Source organism: Enterobacter quasiroggenkampii, from assembly GCF_043972695.1.
Taxonomy (GTDB): domain Bacteria; phylum Pseudomonadota; class Gammaproteobacteria; order Enterobacterales; family Enterobacteriaceae; genus Enterobacter; species Enterobacter quasiroggenkampii.
In genome coordinates this window covers 2,285,590-2,303,457 of the sequence record NZ_CP143745.1, presented here as the reverse complement: position 1 = coordinate 2,303,457, position 17,868 = coordinate 2,285,590, and the positions used below count along the sequence as shown (strand labels likewise).

The 17,868-nt window shown below is 55.4% G+C and carries 13 protein-coding genes and 1 tRNA gene; 7 read left to right on the top strand and 7 right to left on the bottom strand.

Going from position 1 to position 17,868, the window contains the following annotated elements:
* Positions 1-87: 87 nt before the first annotated feature.
* The 3 genes from V1572_RS10935 to V1572_RS10925 all read left to right on the top strand — a co-directional run bounded on the left by V1572_RS10935 (position 88) and on the right by V1572_RS10925 (position 1,881).
* Positions 88-948, top strand: a complete 861-nt coding sequence (locus tag V1572_RS10935) for a pirin family protein (protein WP_048027361.1) — start codon at positions 88-90, stop codon at positions 946-948.
* A 20-nt stretch (positions 949-968) separates the two neighbouring features.
* On the top strand, positions 969-1,646 hold the full coding sequence (locus V1572_RS10930; protein ID WP_048027360.1) for an isochorismatase family protein: 678 nt from the start codon (positions 969-971) through the stop codon (positions 1,644-1,646).
* A gap of 147 nt (positions 1,647-1,793) precedes the next feature.
* Positions 1,794-1,881 (top strand) — tRNA-Ser (locus V1572_RS10925).
* A 153-nt stretch (positions 1,882-2,034) separates the two neighbouring features.
* Here the strand turns inward: V1572_RS10925 and phoH are convergent.
* The 4 genes from phoH to efeU form a co-directional block, all read right to left on the bottom strand.
* On the bottom strand, positions 2,035-2,823 hold the full coding sequence (gene phoH / locus V1572_RS10920; RefSeq protein WP_008503509.1) for a phosphate starvation-inducible protein PhoH: 789 nt from the start codon (positions 2,821-2,823) through the stop codon (positions 2,035-2,037).
* A 500-nt stretch (positions 2,824-3,323) separates the two neighbouring features.
* Positions 3,324-4,607 carry an iron uptake transporter deferrochelatase/peroxidase subunit gene (efeB, locus tag V1572_RS10915; RefSeq protein ID WP_395299961.1) on the bottom strand — a complete coding sequence of 428 codons (1,284 nt, stop codon included), beginning with the start codon at positions 4,605-4,607 and terminating at the stop codon, positions 3,324-3,326.
* Positions 4,608-4,612: 5 nt separating this feature from the next.
* Complete coding sequence (efeO, locus tag V1572_RS10910; RefSeq protein ID WP_045908300.1) at positions 4,613-5,740, bottom strand: iron uptake system protein EfeO; 1,128 nt, start codon at positions 5,738-5,740, stop codon at positions 4,613-4,615.
* A 40-nt stretch (positions 5,741-5,780) separates the two neighbouring features.
* A complete protein-coding gene (gene efeU / locus V1572_RS10905; protein WP_032648962.1) occupies positions 5,781-6,614 on the bottom strand; it encodes an iron uptake transporter permease EfeU in 834 nt (277 codons plus the stop codon).
* Between the two features lie 251 nt (positions 6,615-6,865).
* On the opposite strand from efeU, the gene V1572_RS10900 reads away from it, so the two are divergent.
* Complete coding sequence (locus V1572_RS10900) at positions 6,866-8,050, top strand: NupC/NupG family nucleoside CNT transporter (protein WP_111966927.1); 1,185 nt, start codon at positions 6,866-6,868, stop codon at positions 8,048-8,050.
* 70 nt (positions 8,051-8,120) lie between these two features.
* Here V1572_RS10900 and V1572_RS10895 read toward each other — a convergent pair whose 3' ends face one another.
* Both V1572_RS10895 and putP read right to left on the bottom strand, forming a co-directional pair.
* Positions 8,121-8,540 (bottom strand): DUF3574 domain-containing protein, encoded by a 420-nt coding sequence (locus V1572_RS10895; RefSeq protein ID WP_045908303.1) that lies wholly within the window; start codon positions 8,538-8,540, stop codon positions 8,121-8,123.
* 115 nt (positions 8,541-8,655) lie between these two features.
* Positions 8,656-10,164 (bottom strand): sodium/proline symporter PutP, encoded by a 1,509-nt coding sequence (gene putP / locus V1572_RS10890; RefSeq protein ID WP_045908304.1) that lies wholly within the window; start codon positions 10,162-10,164, stop codon positions 8,656-8,658.
* A 423-nt stretch (positions 10,165-10,587) separates the two neighbouring features.
* Here putP and putA point away from each other — a divergent pair, with 423 nt between their 5' ends.
* Complete coding sequence (putA, locus tag V1572_RS10885) at positions 10,588-14,550, top strand: trifunctional transcriptional regulator/proline dehydrogenase/L-glutamate gamma-semialdehyde dehydrogenase (RefSeq protein ID WP_262810308.1); 3,963 nt, start codon at positions 10,588-10,590, stop codon at positions 14,548-14,550.
* Between the two features lie 101 nt (positions 14,551-14,651).
* Complete coding sequence (locus V1572_RS10880) at positions 14,652-15,047, top strand: lysozyme inhibitor LprI family protein (protein WP_021240804.1); 396 nt, start codon at positions 14,652-14,654, stop codon at positions 15,045-15,047.
* Here the strand turns inward: V1572_RS10880 and rutR are convergent.
* Complete coding sequence (rutR, locus tag V1572_RS10875) at positions 15,044-15,682, bottom strand: HTH-type transcriptional regulator RutR (RefSeq protein ID WP_008499819.1); 639 nt, start codon at positions 15,680-15,682, stop codon at positions 15,044-15,046. The two genes, V1572_RS10880 and rutR, sit on opposite strands and share 4 nt — an antisense overlap.
* 648 nt (positions 15,683-16,330) lie before the next feature.
* Here rutR and V1572_RS10870 point away from each other — a divergent pair.
* Positions 16,331-17,848 (top strand): hypothetical protein, encoded by a 1,518-nt coding sequence (locus V1572_RS10870; RefSeq protein ID WP_395299960.1) that lies wholly within the window; start codon positions 16,331-16,333, stop codon positions 17,846-17,848.
* Positions 17,849-17,868 lie beyond the last annotated feature (20 nt).

Here is a 17,868-nt window from a genome sequence, read left to right as displayed (position 1 = left end):
AGAACAGTGAATGCCATTTTCACTATCTACCGGGATATTAACCCTGAATATAAGCTAATTACATCAACAGAACATCAGGAGTTAATCATGAAAAACATCACTGGCGTTTATACCGCTCCTCGTCAGCACTGGGTGGGCGATGGTTTCCCGGTCCGTTCAATGTTCTCTTATCAAACCCACGGCGAGCCGCTCAGCCCGTTCCTGCTGCTGGACTACGCGGGTCCCTACACCTTTCCGGCAGATGGTGCGAAACGCGGCGTCGGCCAACACCCTCACCGGGGTTTTGAGACGGTCACTATCGTCTATGACGGTGAAGTGGAGCATCGCGACTCCACGGGGAAAGGCGGCGTCATTGGCCCCGGCGACGTGCAGTGGATGACCGCAGGCGCAGGCATTTTGCACGAGGAGTTCCACTCCAGTGCGTTCTCGCAGAAAGGCGGGGAACTCAAAATGATGCAGCTTTGGGTCAACCTGCCGGCGAAAGACAAGATGGCCGCACCGGGCTACCAGAGCATCACGAAAGCCGACATCCCGGTGGTGACGCTGCCTGACAGTGGTGGAACGCTGCGGGTTATTGCCGGTCGCTACGACACGGTGACCGGCCCGGCGCACACCTTCTCGCCGCTCAACGTCTGGGACATCGCGCTGAACCAGGGAAGCCATCTGACGCTCGCTCAGCCGGAAGGCTGGAGCACGGCGCTGGTCGTGCTTGAAGGCAGCATCACGGTAAACGGTACCGCTCAGGCGGGTGAAGCCCAGTTGGTCGTGTTAAGTCAGGAAGGCGACAAACTGCACCTGGAAGCGAACAGCGACGCAAAAGTGCTGCTGATGGCCGGTGAGCCGCTGAATGAACCGATCGTGGGCTATGGCCCGTTTGTGATGAACAGTAAAACCGAAATCAACGAAGCCATTCGTGATTTCAATTCCGGCCGCTTCGGCCAGATCTGAACGTAATAAAGGAGAAGAAGATGTCTACACCTGCGAATTTTAACGGAACCCGTCCGGCCATCGATGTAAACGATGCGGTGATGTTGCTTATCGATCACCAGAGCGGTCTGTTCCAGACCGTTGGGGATATGCCAATGCCGGAACTGCGTGCCCGTGCGGCAGCGCTGGCAAAAATCGCAACCCTGGCGAAGATCCCGGTGATCACCACCGCGTCCGTCCCACAAGGACCAAACGGACCGCTTATCCCGGAGATCCACGCCAACGCGCCACATGCGCAATATGTTGCCCGTAAAGGCGAAATCAACGCCTGGGATAACCCGGAATTCGTGGCGGCGGTAAAAGCCACCGGGCGTAAGACGTTGATCATTGCGGGCACCATTACCAGCGTCTGCATGGCCTTCCCGTCAATCAGCGCGGTGGCGGACGGGTATAAAGTGTTTGCGGTGATTGATGCCTCCGGCACCTACAGCAAAATGGCGCAGGAGATCACGCTGGCGCGCGTGGTGCAGGCCGGTGTGGTCCCGATGGATACGGCGGCGGTGGCCTCTGAGATCCAGCGTACCTGGAACCGTGAAGATGCCGCGGAGTGGGCGGAAGTGTACACACACATCTTCCCGGCTTATCAGCTTCTGATCGAAAGCTACAGCAAAGCGCAGGAAGTGGTTAAAAACAGCGAAGTGCTCGATTCACAGCGTTAATCCCCTGCTCCACGGCGTAAAAACCGTGGAGCTGATTATTGCTTAACCGAACAGGCACTAAAGCTGAAAATCTGCTTGACCGTGTCAGCGCAACTCCCTATAGTAGCGCCCCGTTGCCCCCCAAGCGGTCAGGCAGCAAAACAATATGGTGAGGTGTCCGAGTGGCTGAAGGAGCACGCCTGGAAAGTGTGTATACGGCAACGTATCGGGGGTTCGAATCCCCCCCTCACCGCCATATTTAAAGAAGAGCTCGCATGAAAATGCGGGCTTTTTTTTCGCATATTGCACGCATGCAGTATTGTAGGTCGGGTAAGCGCAGCGCCACCCGACGACATGTCCGCACAAAAAACAAAGCCCGGTTTCCCGGGCCTTGAACGCAACAGCAAACTCAGTAATAGGCTTGCAGCGTGCGCTGGCAGAGCGCCGAGCGCACGCAGTCATCTTTGGTGAAGCGTACCACCCCAATCATCTCATCTTCCTCAAAACGTGACATGGCGTCGCTCAGTCCAGATTTCACGCCGGACGGCAGGTCACACTGGGTAATATCGCCGTTAACGATAACCGTCACGTTCTCCCCGAGGCGCGTTAAAAACATCTTCATTTGCGCAGCGGTCACGTTCTGAGCCTCGTCAAGAATGACGACCGCATTTTCAAATGTACGTCCGCGCATATAGGCGAACGGCGCGATTTCCACCTTGCCAATCTCTGGCCGCAGGCAGTACTGCATAAAGGATGCACCCAGCCGCTTCACCAGCACGTCATAGACGGGCCTGAAGTACGGGGCAAACTTCTCCGAAATATCACCGGGCAAGAAGCCGAGATCTTCATCAGCCTGCAGTACCGGACGGGTAACAATGATTCTCTCCACGTCCTTATGGATCAGCGCTTCCGCCGCTTTGGCTGCACTGATCCAGGTTTTCCCGCATCCGGCTTCACCGGTTGCAAAGATGAGCTGTTTACTCTCGATAGCATTCAGGTAGTGCGCCTGAGCCTCATTGCGCGCCACAATTGGAGAATTATCACGGCTGTCCCGGGCCATGCCAATTGCTTCTACGCCACTCATCTGCACAAGCGAGGTGACCGATTCTTCTTCACGCTGTTTATGGCTACGTGAATCCCGTCTCAGCACACGTTTTGCTTCGCGACGAGCTTTGATCACTGCTTTTTGTCTTCCCATGGATAGCACCTTGAGTTGTTGGTATTCATCACACGCGCCAGCGTCGGCACGATTATGCGCACGAACATCAGAGGGTTGGCTTCCTTGTAAGCCATTGCTTGCACTATCGGATGACGATACGGAACAGCTACGCGCACCGTTCTGCACGTCGGTCGAATCAGATTCTTGTGGGAGGGGGGAAAATTTAGTGGTGAGGAAATCGCTGCCGGAGTCTGAGCCTCCGCGCCGGGTGCTGCGGTTGTTATGTTTACCTTGTCCAGTACAGGACGCAACCATTCGCGATCTCCATAGTGATTCAGCATCACTGCCGGGAACTACCGCTGTCTTATCTTAAGTACATCAGGAGTTATCATAAATGCAACATTTATTTTACCTGAATGCAACTTTTAAGACTGTCCCTACAGTTGAAATCAGTCTCATATAGAAATATTACAGAAATATAACAGCAGGATAGTCATATGAAAAAATAATGTCCCTGCGAATCGTCGCAGGGACAATTATCAGGCTTCAATAAGACCTTGAGCGAGATACTCGTTGCTGTCGCGCACGCCTGGCAGGGCAAAGAAATAGCCGCCGCCGATGGGTTTAATGTACTCTTCCAGCGCTTCGCCGTTGAGCCGCTTCTGCACGGTCAGGAAGCCCTTTTCCAGATCGTGCTGATAGCAGACGAACAGCAGCCCCATATCGAGCTGACCGGAATTGGTGACGCCGAGCGAATAGCTGTATCCCCGACGCATCATCAGGCTTGACTGCGTCTCTTTGGTGCGCGGATTGGCCAGACGAATATGGCTGTCCAGCGCAATCACATCGCCATTCGGATCGCTGGCGTAGTCAGGCACATCATGCTCGTTCTTCATGCCGAGCGGAGCCCCGCTTTGCTTGTCACGACCGAAGATCGTCTGCTGCTCTTTCAGCGGCGTGCGGTCCCAGAACTCCACGTGGAACTGAATAATCCGCACCGCCTGATAGCTGCCACCCACCGCCCATGCCGGTTCATTCTGCTCGGCAGTGACCCACACCACCTCCTTCATGAGCGCGCTATCGTGGCTGTCCGGGTTGGCCGTGCCGTCCTTGAAGCCCAGCAGGTTCACCGGGGTTTCTTTGCCTTTGCTGCGGGCGGCGTGATCAGAGATAAACCCTTCCCGCTTCCAGCGCACGCTCAGCAGATCCGGCGTATGCTTGATGATGTCGCGCAGGGCGTGGATCACCGTGTCCTGGGTGTTGGCGCAGATCTGCAGGAGCAGGTCGCCGTGACAAAGGGCGGCATCCAGGGAATCATTCGGGAAGCGCGTCATTTTTTGCAGCGCTTTCGGCTTCTGTTTTGCCAGCCCGTAGCGCGCGTCAAACAGCGATTCTCCCAGCGAAACGGTTATGGTCAGGTTATCCGGGGCAATGAATGGCCCCAGAATGCCGGAGTCCATTGGCGGCAGACGCGGGTTCGGCGTATCGGGCGCCGGTCCACCGGCGGTAAGAAACGCGATGCGCGTCGTCAGCAGGCGGAACAGACGTTCCAGATCGGCTTTATCACTGGCCAGCGAATCAAAGGCCACCAGCATCATCGACGCCTGCTGCGGCGTCAGGATACCGGCCTGATGCTCGCCATAAAACGGCTGAGTCTCCATGCGGGCATTAGGTGACAGCGTGCCGGGCGCGCTTTGCGGTTTCGCCGCGTGCGCCACCGGACACCCGCCAGCCAGAGCAAGCGCGCCCCCCAGCGCCCCTACCCCTTTTAACAACCGGCGACGGGAAGGCTCAGCCACGTCGCTCTCGTTATGCTTATTCATCGTGCTTAGTCCAGACCCAGTACGCCACGCAGCAGGGAGAGATCTTCCGCCAGGGCGGTAATCGGGCCTTTCAGCGCATTACGGTCGGCATCGGTCAGCTTGTCGTAGGTCTCAAACCCGTCTTTGGTGCGATACTTCGCCAGGATGGTGTCGACTTTTTTGAAGTTGGCATCCACTTTGGCCAGCAGCTCGCCGTTCTCTTTCTGCAGCTGAGGACGCAGCAGGTTAACAATTTTCTGCGCGCCGTCGACGTTAGCCTGGAAGTCCCACAGGTCGGTATGGCTGTAGCGATCTTCTTCGCCGCTGATTTTGCTCGCGGCCACTTCTTCAATCAGCCCGGCCGCACCGCCCACCACTTTTGATGGCGGGAAGGCCAGCTCGCTGATGCGCTTTTGCAGCTCCAGCACGTCGCTGTTCAGCTGGTCAGCATACTTCTCCATCCCTTTGGCAGAGTTATCGCCAAACAGGGCTTTCTCCAGACGGTGGAAACCGGTGAATTTCGGATCGGCCGCTTTCTGCTCGAAATCATCTTCACGGGCGTCAATGCTGCCATCAAGGTCAGAGAACAGCTCGGCGATCGGCTCAATACGCTCGTAATGTTGACGGGTTGGCGCGTAGAGGGATTTCGCTTTTTCGATATCACCGGCCTTCACCGCATCGGTAAAGGCTTTGGTTGCCGCTGCCAGATCCGCCGTCTCTTTCGTGACGTACGCTTTATACGCGGTAATCGCATCGCCCAGGCTCAGTACCGCAGCGCCTTTCGCCGCATCGGCCGTCGCTTCACCTTTGACGATAAGCTTCCCTTTCGGGTTGGTCAGCAGACCGCAGGTCATCTCATACTCGCCCGGCTGCAGGTTGGCGGTCATCTTCTGGCTGAAGCCAGGAGCGATATTTTCGCGCTCCTCCACCACCAGAACACCTTTCAGGATCTCCCACTCCAGCGCCTTCTGGCTGTGGTTCTGAATAATAAACTGGGTTTTTCCGCTGTTCACCGTGAGGGTCATCGGCTCACACTGCTTGTCGTTGACGGTGACCTTAACCTGTGGAACATCCGCGCCCCAGGCGGAAAATGCAGAAGCGAACAGCGCGGCAATGCCTGCGCATAACGCACTACGACGGAACTGAATTGCCATGACTCTTCCCTTTAAAAGTATGTTGTTACTCAATCAAAGATTACGGCGCAACGCGTGACGCCTGCGTGCCGGTACGCGGCGGCATTGCGAACAGCACCAGCGCCGGAACCAGATAGATAAAGTACATCGCCACTTCGCTGACGCTCGGCGTTTCCTGATAGCCGAAGATACCTTCGAGCAGGGTGCCGGTCAGAGAGTGCGTGGAGAGAACGTTGCTGAGGTCGAACGCCACGTCCTGGAAATGGTTCCACAGGCCCGCTTCATGGAAGGCGCGAATCGCCCCTGCCGCCAGACCCGCGGCTACCAGCAGAATAAACAGGCTGGTCCACTTGAAGAAGGCGCCCAGGTTCAGGCGGATACCGCCCCAGTAGAGCAGGAAACCGAGCACCACGGCCGTGGCAAGGCCCAGCATGGCCCCCAGCGGCGGCCAGATCCCCACATCCTGCTGAAACGCCGCCAGCAGGAAGAAAACAGACTCCAGCCCTTCGCGCGCCACGGCGAAAAAGACCATCATAATGAGCGCCCAGCCGTGGTTGTTCCCCTTCTGTAGGGCGTTATCCACCGCCTGCTCCAGCTGCACCTTCACGTTACGGGAGACTTTACGCATCCAGAACACCATCCAGGTGAGGATCACCACCGCAATCACGGCGACGATACCTTCAAACAGCTCCTGCTCTTTCTGCGGAAACTCGCCGGTGGTTTCGTTGATGAGGATCCCCAGACCCAGGCAGAGCGCCGCGGCAAGGAAGACCCCGATCCACATGACGCCAATCCAGCGCCCGCGCTGGGTTCGCTTCAGATAACTGGCGATGAGGCTCACGATAAGGGCGGCTTCGAGCCCTTCACGTAACATAATGAGAAATGGAACAAACATGCCGACACCTTAAATGTTTATCGCGGTCAACTGATGCAAAGAAAGGTAAATTCTTGTGATAGTGATTATCATTACGGCAGAAAGAAACACAAGCGAAATGTGCGGTGTTTTGATGACGAGTTGTAAACGCAGAGCCTGATAATAGTTACATACGTAACGGTAAAGTTTATAAGTTATAACGAAAATGCCCATTTACGCTGATTCAGGGCTGTGGCTAAATATCCGCCTCAAACACCTGGTGAAAATAAATTATGTTTAAAATTGTCCATTTCCTGCTGGCGCTGGTCATTATTCTCGCGCTTGCCTGGCTTACGAGTTTTGACCGCCGAAAAATTCGCATTCGTTTTGTTTTACAGCTGATTGTCATTGAAATTGCCCTGGCGTTCTTTTTCCTGCACGCCGAAAGCGGGTTATTCCTGATTAAATACGTCTCGGGATTTTTTGAGTCACTGCTCAAATTTGCTGGCGAAGGGACTAATTTCGTCTTTGGCGGTATGGGAGAAAAAGGGCTGGCGTTCATTTTCCTCGGCGTACTTTGCCCGATTATTTTTATTTCCGCGCTGATTGGTATTCTTCAGCACTGGCGGATCCTGCCGATTTTTATTCGGGTGATCGGTACGCTGCTGTCCAAACTGAACGGCATGGGCAAGCTGGAATCCTTTAATGCGGTGAGCTCGCTGATCCTCGGCCAGTCGGAAAACTTCATTGCCTACAAAGGCGTGCTGGGCGATCTCTCCTCGCGTCGTCTGTTCACCATGGCGGCCACGGCCATGTCGACGGTCTCCCTGTCGATTGTCGGGGCGTATATGACCATGCTCGATGCCAAATTTGTCGTCGCGGCGCTGATTCTGAACATGTTCAGCACCTTTATTATTCTCTCCGTCATCAACCCGGCGCGCCCGGAAGCGGAGCCGGATATCAAGCTTGAAAAACTGCATGAATCGCAGAGCTTCTTCGAGATGCTCGGCGAGTATATTCTGGCCGGTTTTAAGGTGGCGATGATTATTCTGGCGATGCTGATTGGCTTTATCGCCCTTATTAGCGCCGTTAACGCCCTCTTCTCCAGCGTATTTGGCATGAGCTTCCAGCAGATCCTGGGCTATGTATTTTATCCCCTGGCATGGCTGGTGGGTATACCGCTGAGCGATGCCTTAAACGCGGGCAGCATTATGGCGACCAAGCTGGTGGCGAATGAATTTGTGGCGATGATTGAGCTGCAGAAAATAGCACACCAGATGTCCCCGCGCGGGCTGGGGATTTTATCCGTCTTCCTCGTCTCGTTCGCTAACTTCGCCTCCATCGGCATCGTGGCCGGGGCGATTAAGGGCCTGAACGAACAACAGGGTAACGTGGTATCGCGTTTCGGGCTGCGTCTGGTCTACGGTGCGACGCTGGTGAGTTTGCTGTCAGCGAGCTTTGCGGGGTTGGTGCTCTGATGCAATGCCGGGTGGCGCGCAGCGATCCCGGCCTGCAAAACAACAACGGCGGGAATTCCCGCCGTTTTCATTAAAACTGCACGCACACCGGCTGATCGACACGCATCACCGACTCCTGCGCAAAGCGTGACTTATAAATCCCGCGTAACGCTTCGATGTTCTTCTCACTCTGCGCATCTTTACCGTGGATCAGCATCAGCGCCTTGCTCGGTTCACGCGCCACTTTTCCGTCGTTCCCCAGCCACTGCCCGCGGGCATCAAATACCGTTAAGCCATCGCGAAAGCGCGGCGTCACGTCCTGGTCAACAAACTGCTGCCACTCGTTAGGGGTAATCTGCGCCCCGGCAGGACGGTTTAAGCCGAAATAGAGCGTGGTTTGCTGCATCTGGTTATCCGCTTTGCAGGTTTCCACCGCCGCGTGTTGCGATGGCGCGTTGCAGCCCGCCAGCATCAATAATGCCGCAGCCATTAACCCTGTTTTGATTGTCATGCTTCGCTATCCTCATTGTTATAAGCACAGGGATATCACAGGAAAAGACGGATTTTGGCAAGAAAAAAGCCGGGTGCGCTTGCGCTTACCCGGCCTACGGTACTGCGTGAGAAAATTATTCTGGCTGCAGCTTAGACGGCGGTGCGGAGTGGTAATGCGCGTCGGCTTCCGCAAAGCGTTTCTGCATGGAGGCAGACGGCGCTTTACCCAACAGGCTGAAGACCACGATACCGATGCTGCCGAAGATGAAGCCCGGAATGATTTCGTACAGGCCCAGCCAGGCGAACTGTTTCCAGACGATAACGGTCACCGCACCGATAATCATCCCCGCCAGCGCGCCGTTACGGGTCATACGGGACCACATGACGGAGAACAGGACTACCGGACCAAATGCCGCACCAAAGCCCGCCCACGCGTAGCTCACGAGACCCAGCACGCGGTTTTCCGGGTTGGCCGCCAGCGCAATCGCAATCAGCGCCACCAGCAGCACCATAAAGCGCCCTACCCATACCAGCTCTTTCTGGCTCGCGCCCTTGCGCAGGAAGGCCTTATAGAGGTCTTCGGTGATGGCACTGGAGCAGACCAGCAGCTGACAGCTCAGGGTGGACATCACCGCGGCCAGGATCGCGGAGAGCAGAATACCGGCAATCCACGGGTTAAACAGGATCTGCGCCAGCTCGATAAACACGCGCTCGGCGTTCTGGTTCACCGCGCCCGCCTGCGCCGGGTTATTGCTGAAGTAGGCGATCCCGAAGAAGCCGACCGCACACGCGCCCGCCAGACACAGAATCATCCACGTCATACTGATGCGACGCGCATGGACGATGGTGTGGTGAGAATCCGCCGCCATAAAGCGCGCCAGAATGTGCGGCTGACCGAAGTAGCCCAGACCCCAGCCCATCAGGGAGACGATGGCGACAAAGTTGAGCCCTTTCAGCATGTCGACGTTTTCGATGCTCTTCTGCTTGATCACTTCCAGCGAATCGCCAAAGCCGCCAACCGTGAAAATCACAATCACCGGGGTCAGGATCAGCGCGAAGATCATCAGGCTCGCCTGCACGGTGTCGGTCCAGCTGACGGCCAGGAAGCCGCCCACGAAGGTATAGAGGATGGTTGCCGCCGCACCGGCCCACAGGGCGGTTTCGTAGCTCATGCCGAAGGTGCTTTCGAACAGACGCGCACCGGCCACGATGCCGGAGGCACAGTAGATGGTGAAGAACACCAGGATCACCACCGCCGAGATAATACGCAGCACGCGGCTGTTATCCTCAAAGCGTCCGGTGAAGTAGTCCGGCAGCGTCAGGGCGTTATTGTTGGCCTCGGTGTGCACGCGCAGACGGCCTGCCACCAGCTTCCAGTTGATCCATGCGCCCACGGTCAGACCGATGGCAATCCAGCTTTCCGAGATACCAGAGATAAAAATCGCACCGGGCAGACCCATCAGCAGCCAGCCGCTCATGTCCGATGCGCCCGCAGAGAGTGCGGTCACCATCGGGCCTAAACTGCGTCCGCCCAGGATGTAGTCGTCAAAGTTTTTCGTTGAACGCCACGCCAAAAACCCTATCAGGATCATGCCAAAAATATAAACGAGAAATGTCACCAGCATCGGTGTGCTAATTGCCATTCAAATTCTCCAAAAGTGTCGAGCGACAACCGTCCGGGTTGCCTTGTTATATGATCACCGGAACGAGGTGACGGTATCTTGTGTTTCGGTGAGGCGCGCTATCCTGCCGTATGCGCCCTCCGCTGACAAACGATTTAACACTGCATTTACATCAATTTCATCCCCGGTTTGATACGAGTTTCCTATAGGTTGCACTCGCTCACGCTTTTACGGGTTGCACCTTTTAAAAGTGTTAACTCCCGCATAAAAACAGGCTTCCCGGGACAAAGGCAGCACGTTTTTCCAGCTAACTATCCGTTAACAATTCATTCATTTCCCGGGTTGCAAACCAGGTCACATTTAACACGGTTGCACAAAGTTGCAACATGGTGGATATTTCACGCTAACGACCAAACACGAAGAAAGCACAACAGGAGCTTTGGCATGGGTATGACCACCATGGGGGTTAAGCTGGATGACGCAACCCGCGAACGGATTAAGACCGCAGCAACCCGCATTGACCGCACGCCGCACTGGTTAATTAAGCAGGCGATTTTTAACTATCTCGAAAGACTCGAGAGCGACGAGGGCCTGCCGGAGCTGCCTGCCCTGCTCGCCGGCGCCGCCAATGAAAGCGAGGAAGCGCCGGCCGCTGGCGACGAGAGCCATCAGCCGTTCCTGGAATTCGCCGAGCAGATCCTGCCGCAGTCCGTCAGCCGCGCCGCCATTACCGGCGCGTACCGTCGCGCCGAAACCGACGCCGTGCCGATGCTGCTGGAGCAGGCTCGCCTGCCGGAAGCCGTTGCCGCGCAGGCGCACAGCCTGGCGTACCAGTTGGCTGACAAACTGCGTAACCAGAAGACCGCCACCGGCCGCGCCGGGATGGTTCAGGGTCTGCTGCAGGAATTTTCCCTCTCCTCACAGGAGGGCGTGGCGCTGATGTGCCTGGCGGAAGCGCTGCTGCGTATTCCAGATAAAGCCACCCGCGACGCGCTGATCCGCGACAAGATCAGCAACGGTAACTGGCATTCGCACATTGGCCGCAGCCCGTCGCTGTTCGTCAACGCCGCGACCTGGGGTCTGCTGTTTACCGGCAAACTGGTCTCCACCCATAACGAAGCCAACCTGTCACGCTCACTGAACCGCATCATCGGCAAGAGCGGCGAGCCGCTGATCCGCAAAGGCGTGGATATGGCAATGCGTCTGATGGGCGAACAGTTTGTGACCGGAGAAACCATTGCCGAAGCGCTGGCGAACGCCCGCAAGCTGGAAGATAAAGGTTTCCGCTATTCGTACGACATGCTCGGCGAAGCGGCGCTGACCGCCGCCGACGCGCAGGCCTACATGGTTTCTTACCAGCAGGCGATACACGCCATCGGTAAAGCGTCCAACGGTCGCGGTATTTATGAAGGCCCGGGCATCTCGATTAAGCTCTCCGCCCTGCACCCGCGTTACAGCCGCGCGCAGTACGACCGGGTGATGGAAGAGCTCTACCCGCGCCTGAAGTCCCTGACCCTGCTGGCGCGCCAGTATGACATCGGCATCAACATCGACGCCGAAGAGGCCGACCGTCTGGAGATCTCCCTCGATCTGCTGGAAAAACTGTGCTTCGAGCCGGAGCTGGCGGGCTGGAACGGCATCGGTTTCGTTATCCAGGCCTACCAGAAGCGCTGCCCGTTCGTCATTGATTACCTGATTGACCTGGCCAGCCGTAGCCGCCGTCGCCTGATGATCCGCCTGGTGAAAGGGGCCTACTGGGACAGCGAAATCAAACGCGCCCAGATGGAAGGGCTGGAAGGCTATCCGGTTTATACCCGCAAGGTCTACACCGACGTCTCTTACCTCGCCTGCGCGAAAAAGCTGCTTGGCGTGCCGAACCTAATCTATCCACAGTTCGCCACCCACAACGCCCATACCCTGGCGGCAATCTACAGCCTGGCCGGGCAGAACTACTACCCGGGCCAGTACGAATTCCAGTGCCTGCACGGCATGGGTGAACCGCTGTACGAGCAGGTGACCGGTAAAGTGGCCGACGGCAAGCTGAACCGCCCGTGCCGAATTTATGCCCCAGTAGGTACCCACGAAACCCTGCTGGCCTACCTGGTGCGTCGTCTGCTGGAAAACGGCGCGAACACCTCCTTCGTTAACCGCATCGCCGACACCACGCTGCCGCTCGACGAGCTGGTCGCCGATCCGGTGCAGGCCGTTGAGAAGATGGCGGCGCAGGAAGGCCAGATTGGCCTGCCGCATCCGAAGATTGCCCTGCCGCGCGAGCTGTACGGCAAGGGTCGCGTCAACTCGGCGGGGCTGGATCTCGCCAACGAACACCGTCTGGCGTCCCTCTCCTCTGCCCTGCTCAACAGCGCGCTGCAGAAGTGGCAAGCCAAACCGATGCTGGAGCAGCCCGTTGCTGACGGCGACATGCAGCCGGTCATCAACCCGGCGGAGCCAAAAGACATCGTCGGCTACGTGCGAGAAGCCACCGATGCGGAAGTGGATCAGGCGCTGGACAGCGCGGTGAATAACGCCCCTATCTGGTTCGCCACCCCGCCGCAGGAACGTGCCGCCATCCTGGAGCGCGCGGCGGTGCTGATGGAAGACCAGATGCAGTCGCTCATCGGCATTCTGGTGCGCGAAGCGGGTAAAACCTTCAGCAACGCCATCGCCGAAGTGCGCGAGGCGGTCGACTTCCTGCACTACTACGCCGGTCAGGTGCGCGATGATTTTGACAACGAAACCCACCGCCCGCTCGGCCCGGTCGTCTGTATCAGCCCGTGGAACTTCCCGCTGGCGATCTTCACCGGCCAGATTGCCGCCGCCCTGGCCGCTGGCAACAGCGTGCTGGCAAAACCGGCAGAGCAGACCCCGCTGATTGCCGCGCAGGGCATCAACATTCTTCTGGAAGCAGGCGTACCGGCGGGCGTGGTCCAGCTGCTGCCGGGCCGCGGTGAAACCGTGGGCGCCAAACTGACCTCCGATAACCGCGTGCGCGGCGTGATGTTTACCGGTTCGACCGAAGTGGCCTCGCTGCTGCAGCGCAATATTGCCACCCGTCTGGATGCGCAGGGTCGTCCTACGCCGCTCATCGCGGAAACCGGCGGCATGAACGCCATGATCGTCGACTCCTCTGCCCTCACCGAGCAGGTGGTGGTTGACGTTCTGGCCTCCGCCTTCGACAGCGCCGGTCAGCGCTGCTCCGCCCTGCGCGTGCTGTGCCTGCAGGATGACGTGGCGGACCACACGCTGAAAATGCTGCGCGGCGCGATGGCCGAATGTCGCATGGGCAACCCGGGCCGTCTCACCACCGACATCGGGCCGGTGATCGACGCGGAAGCCAAAGCCAATATTGAAAACCACATTCAGGCCATGCGCGCGAAAGGCCGTCCGGTGTTCCAAGCGGTGCGAGACAACAGCGAAGACGCCCGCGAGTGGCGTTCCGGCACCTTTGTGCCGCCTACGCTTATCGAGCTGGCAAGCTTCGACGAGCTGAAAAAAGAGGTCTTCGGTCCGGTGCTGCACGTGGTGCGCTACAACCGTAACAACCTCAACGAGCTGGTTGAGCAGATCAACGCCTCCGGCTATGGCCTGACGCTCGGCGTACATACCCGTATCGACGAGACCATCGCGCAGGTAACCGGCAGCGCCAAAGTGGGCAACCTGTACGTTAACCGCAACATGGTGGGCGCGGTCGTGGGCGTGCAGCCGTTCGGCGGTGAAGGTCTCTCCGGCACCGGCCCGAAAGCGGGTGGTCCGCTCTACCTGTACCGTCTGCTGGCGAACCGTCCGGAGAACGCGCTGGGCGTCACCCTGGCGCGTCAGGATGCGGAGTATCCGGTGGATGCGCAGCTGAAAACCGTGCTGACCCAGCCGCTGGAAGCGCTGATCGCCTGGGCGGAAAAACGTCCTGAACTGCGTGCCGTGGCGCAGCAGTATGGCGAGCTGGCACAGGCCGGTACGCAGCGTCTGCTGCCGGGGCCGACCGGCGAGCGCAATACCTGGACGCTGATGCCGCGCGAGCGCGTTCTGTGCGTGGCGGATAACGAGCAGGACGCGCTGGTACAGCTGGCCGCCGCGATGGCCACCGGGTGTGAAGTGCTGTGGCCGGAAGATGCGCTGCATCGCGATCTCGCCAAACAGCTGCCGAAGGCGGTCTCGGCCCGTATCCACTTCGCGAAAGCCGATGTGCTGCTGACGCAGCCATTTGATGCCGTGATTTATCACGGTGATTCCGACCAGCTGCGCGAGCTGTGCGAGCAGGTTGCGGCCCGCAGCGGGGCAATTGTTTCGGTGCAGGGCTTCGCGCGCGGGGAAACCAACCTGCTGCTGGAGCGTCTGTACGTGGAGCGTTCCCTCAGCGTCAACACCGCGGCAGCGGGCGGTAACGCCAGCCTGATGACCATCGGTTAATCGTGTAAACTCTTCCCGGTGGCGCTATGCTTACCGGGTCGACAAAACAACCGTAGGCCGGATAAGCGCAGCGCATCCGGCTTTTTTACACTGAGGGAATGATGAAAAGAGTATTTCTCGCAGGCGCAGCACTGCTGCTGAGCGCCAGCGCGCTGGCCGACGAGTGCGACAAAGCGACCACTCAGCTTGAACTGAATACCTGTAGCGCGCAGCAGTACCAGGCTGCCGATAAAAAACTCAACCAGACCTATCAGGCCGCCGTCAAGCGCGCGGAAGCTCCCCAGCGCGAGCTGCTGAAAAAGGCGCAGCAGGCCTGGATTGCCCTGCGCGACGCGGACTGTGCGTTTATCGGTTCGGGGACGGAAGGTGGCAGCGTTCAGCCGATGATCGTGAATCAGTGCCTGGCGGAGAAAACCGTGGAGCGCGAAGCGTTTCTGGCCTCGCTGATGCAGTGTGAAGAGGGCGACTTAAGCTGCCCTCTCCCACCGGGGAACTAGCGCAAGCGGATCCCTTCGATAATCATCCGCTGCACGTTTTCCAGGGTGCTGTGGAAAAACGCTTCGTCCTGGAGCGTTTTTCCGGTCACCGCCTCGACCTGGGCCGCAAAGTCAGCGTAATGCTGGGTGGAGGCCCAAATCATAAAGATCAGATGATGCGGATCGACCGGGGCCAGTTTTCCGCTGGCCACCCATCCCGCTATAATGGCCGACTTATCGTCCACCAGCTGTTTTAAATCTCCGGTCAGCTCCGCCTGCAACAGCGGCGCCCCCTGCAGCATCTCAAGACAAAACAGCCGTGATGCCTGTGGGTAATCGCGCGACACCTCCAGCTTCAGGCGAATGTACTCTTTGATCGCCACCAGCGGGGCCAGCTCTTCGCGGAACGCTTTCAGCGGCGCCAGCCAGATATCGAGGATCTGCTGCATCACCGCAACATACAGCGCCTCTTTCGACGGGTAATAGTAGAGCAGATTGGTTTTGGATACCCCGGACTGCTCCGCCACCTGCTCCAGGCGCGTGCCGTGAATACCAAACTGCGAAAATGTCTCCAGCGCCGCGCTGAGGATCGCCTGCTTCTTGGCGCTCACCGCCTGCGAACGTTTACCTGGTGTTTTCACTGCGCCTTGTGTCATACCCGCTCTCCTTATTGGTTTGCCATAGCATAGCAAAAGCCCTGCTTTCTCTCGACATTTTGGGTTGCAGTGTCTGTGCAAAATCGAAAAGGAAAAGCTGTTATGGTAGGCCAGGTGCGAATGTTGCTACCCCTTCTTTAAAGCTGGCTACTCGGTCCTTTAGACGGTCCACTTAAAGCCTGGTGCGGTTGCTAAAACTATATGAACCATAAATTTTTTTAGAAACAGGCAGATGCTTTTTAACACACCATTTATTCATTTGGTGAATGAATGGTGTGTTAAGACTTTCTTTTCTACCAAAGTAAAATCAATAAAATCCTGAAAGAGTTAAATGCCATGAAATTAAACACCACTATAAAAATAAAACTCAGTGTTTTAATGTTATTTTCATTTCAAACCGGAAATCACTGGAGTTGTTTTTAAGCAGGTCTAAGTTTAATGAAGTTACCTACTCGAACTTAAACCACTGTGCTTTTATGATTAGAAAACTATTTGATGAGAGAATCATGAGAACAAATCACATTTATTCTTTAAGGCATTGAATTATTTTCAAGTGAGATTAAGATGTTTTTATAAATAGATTCTATTGCTTATAAATTATTACATTCAAAAAAATTCAAATCACAGTACTTGATTGGGTAAAAGCACATGAAATTATCAAAAATTTTCATCATCATGTTTTGTTCTGCTGCCAGCAGCTGTAGCAATACTGATACGGTAATGGCTCCTTATGAGAAAAAACTTGAACTCAATGGCGCAACCACTCGAAGCTTTCACTCTATGTTATATTATCCTTCAGGTATAGCCCTTCACAGCCCCGGATATATCATTGGCGTTGAAAAATCACCAATAAGAATTATCGGCGGACCAAATGAAATCAAACCACTCACAAAAAGCAATAGAAAATCCATGTTTATTTCTCATATCATAAAAAATTATTTTAATGTCATAAATGAAAACTCACCCACTCCTTATATTACTAGCAGCTACTGCTTTGTTTATAATTCCTATATATCAGAAGAATTAGTAGGCGAATCAAATATCGATCTGGCAAAAATAAATGGGTGGGATGCGTGTAAAATTTCCAGCTCTATTGAAGAAGCAAAGGACGCTAAATTATACTCATTTTATAAAAATAGTGACGTTGGGCTTACTGCGCTTAAAAGCAATCTCAAGCACGATCTTAAAAGTGGCGCTTATAGCCATATCCTGATCATCGTCATGGGTTGGAATACGTCTCAAAGTGACGCAATTCGTAATTTTAATGACATTACTGGAAATATAATAACAGCCTCTCTGGAACAACAGGATTATGTTAAAGAAAACCCTTCAAGTTCCACAAGTAACATGCTACTCCCCAGAGTACGAGTCATAAAGTCCTTCGAAAAAAATAACCTTCCTTTTAGGCCGCTCGTAATTGGTATTACCTGGCCTTCATATTGGTCCACCAGGCTAGATAATGTTGCCAGTTACCCAAACAAAGCAAACGATGCGGACGAACTGGGTCTCATCTGGCTCAATAAAATTATCAATCAAACTATACCTGAGAGTATGAACGAATCAGGCAGCAAACTTCCTGTCATCGCCATAGGTCATAGTTTCGGTGCTCGCGCTATGACTCGAGCGCTATTTAGCAGTCCATCAATAAAAAATGACACAACGGTCTCGAGCCCTGTAAATTTAGCTGTGTCATTGCAGGGTGCCATGAGTATCAACAGGTTCTTTCCTGGGTTAAGTGAAGAAGGAGCGCCATACAGAGATTACATGAGGCTGGGTAATACTAAATTAGTATTAACAGCATCGAAATTCGACTCAGCAGTAAAATTTGCGAAATGGACTGACCCTGCAGGAGCAGTGAAAAGTTATGTGAAAGCTTGTACCCAACCAGTTTACTCGGGAACATTTCACTGTATGACTGCCTCAGATACATCAGCTACAGAAACACATGGTAAATTTTCACTCTGCAACCGTGGTGATACATCAGAAAAATGTACAAATCCTCTTAATGGTATTAATGGGGCAAGAGTTATTGATTACATTGATACATCAAACGGAATTACACAATATAATTCCTTTGGTACAGGTGGGGATGCTCATAGCGATATCTATCGATTACCTATGGGTCGGTTGTTGTGGAGACTAATCGAGGCTTATGCAAAGAAATAAAAACGTTGGCTAACTCCGTA

Bases quoted from the DNA above. Each gene is read 5' to 3' on its own strand.
- V1572_RS10930 (WP_048027360.1), top strand. From the start codon at position 969: ATGTCTACACCTGCGAATTTTAACGGAACCCGTCCGGCCATCGATGTA.
- V1572_RS10900 (WP_111966927.1), top strand. From the start codon at position 6,866: ATGTTTAAAATTGTCCATTTCCTGCTGGCGCTGGTCATTATTCTCGCG.
- V1572_RS10935 (WP_048027361.1), top strand. From the start codon at position 88: ATGAAAAACATCACTGGCGTTTATACCGCTCCTCGTCAGCACTGGGTG.
- efeO (WP_045908300.1), bottom strand. From the start codon at position 5,740: ATGGCAATTCAGTTCCGTCGTAGTGCGTTATGCGCAGGCATTGCCGCG.
- V1572_RS10880 (WP_021240804.1), top strand. From the start codon at position 14,652: ATGAAAAGAGTATTTCTCGCAGGCGCAGCACTGCTGCTGAGCGCCAGC.
- putP (WP_045908304.1), bottom strand. From the start codon at position 10,164: ATGGCAATTAGCACACCGATGCTGGTGACATTTCTCGTTTATATTTTT.
- phoH (WP_008503509.1), bottom strand. From the start codon at position 2,823: ATGGGAAGACAAAAAGCAGTGATCAAAGCTCGTCGCGAAGCAAAACGT.
- efeU (WP_032648962.1), bottom strand. From the start codon at position 6,614: ATGTTTGTTCCATTTCTCATTATGTTACGTGAAGGGCTCGAAGCCGCC.
- V1572_RS10870 (WP_395299960.1), top strand. From the start codon at position 16,331: ATGAAATTATCAAAAATTTTCATCATCATGTTTTGTTCTGCTGCCAGC.
- rutR (WP_008499819.1), bottom strand. From the start codon at position 15,682: ATGACACAAGGCGCAGTGAAAACACCAGGTAAACGTTCGCAGGCGGTG.
- efeB (WP_395299961.1), bottom strand. From the start codon at position 4,607: ATGAATAAGCATAACGAGAGCGACGTGGCTGAGCCTTCCCGTCGCCGG.
- putA (WP_262810308.1), top strand. From the start codon at position 10,588: ATGGGTATGACCACCATGGGGGTTAAGCTGGATGACGCAACCCGCGAA.
- V1572_RS10895 (WP_045908303.1), bottom strand. From the start codon at position 8,540: ATGACAATCAAAACAGGGTTAATGGCTGCGGCATTATTGATGCTGGCG.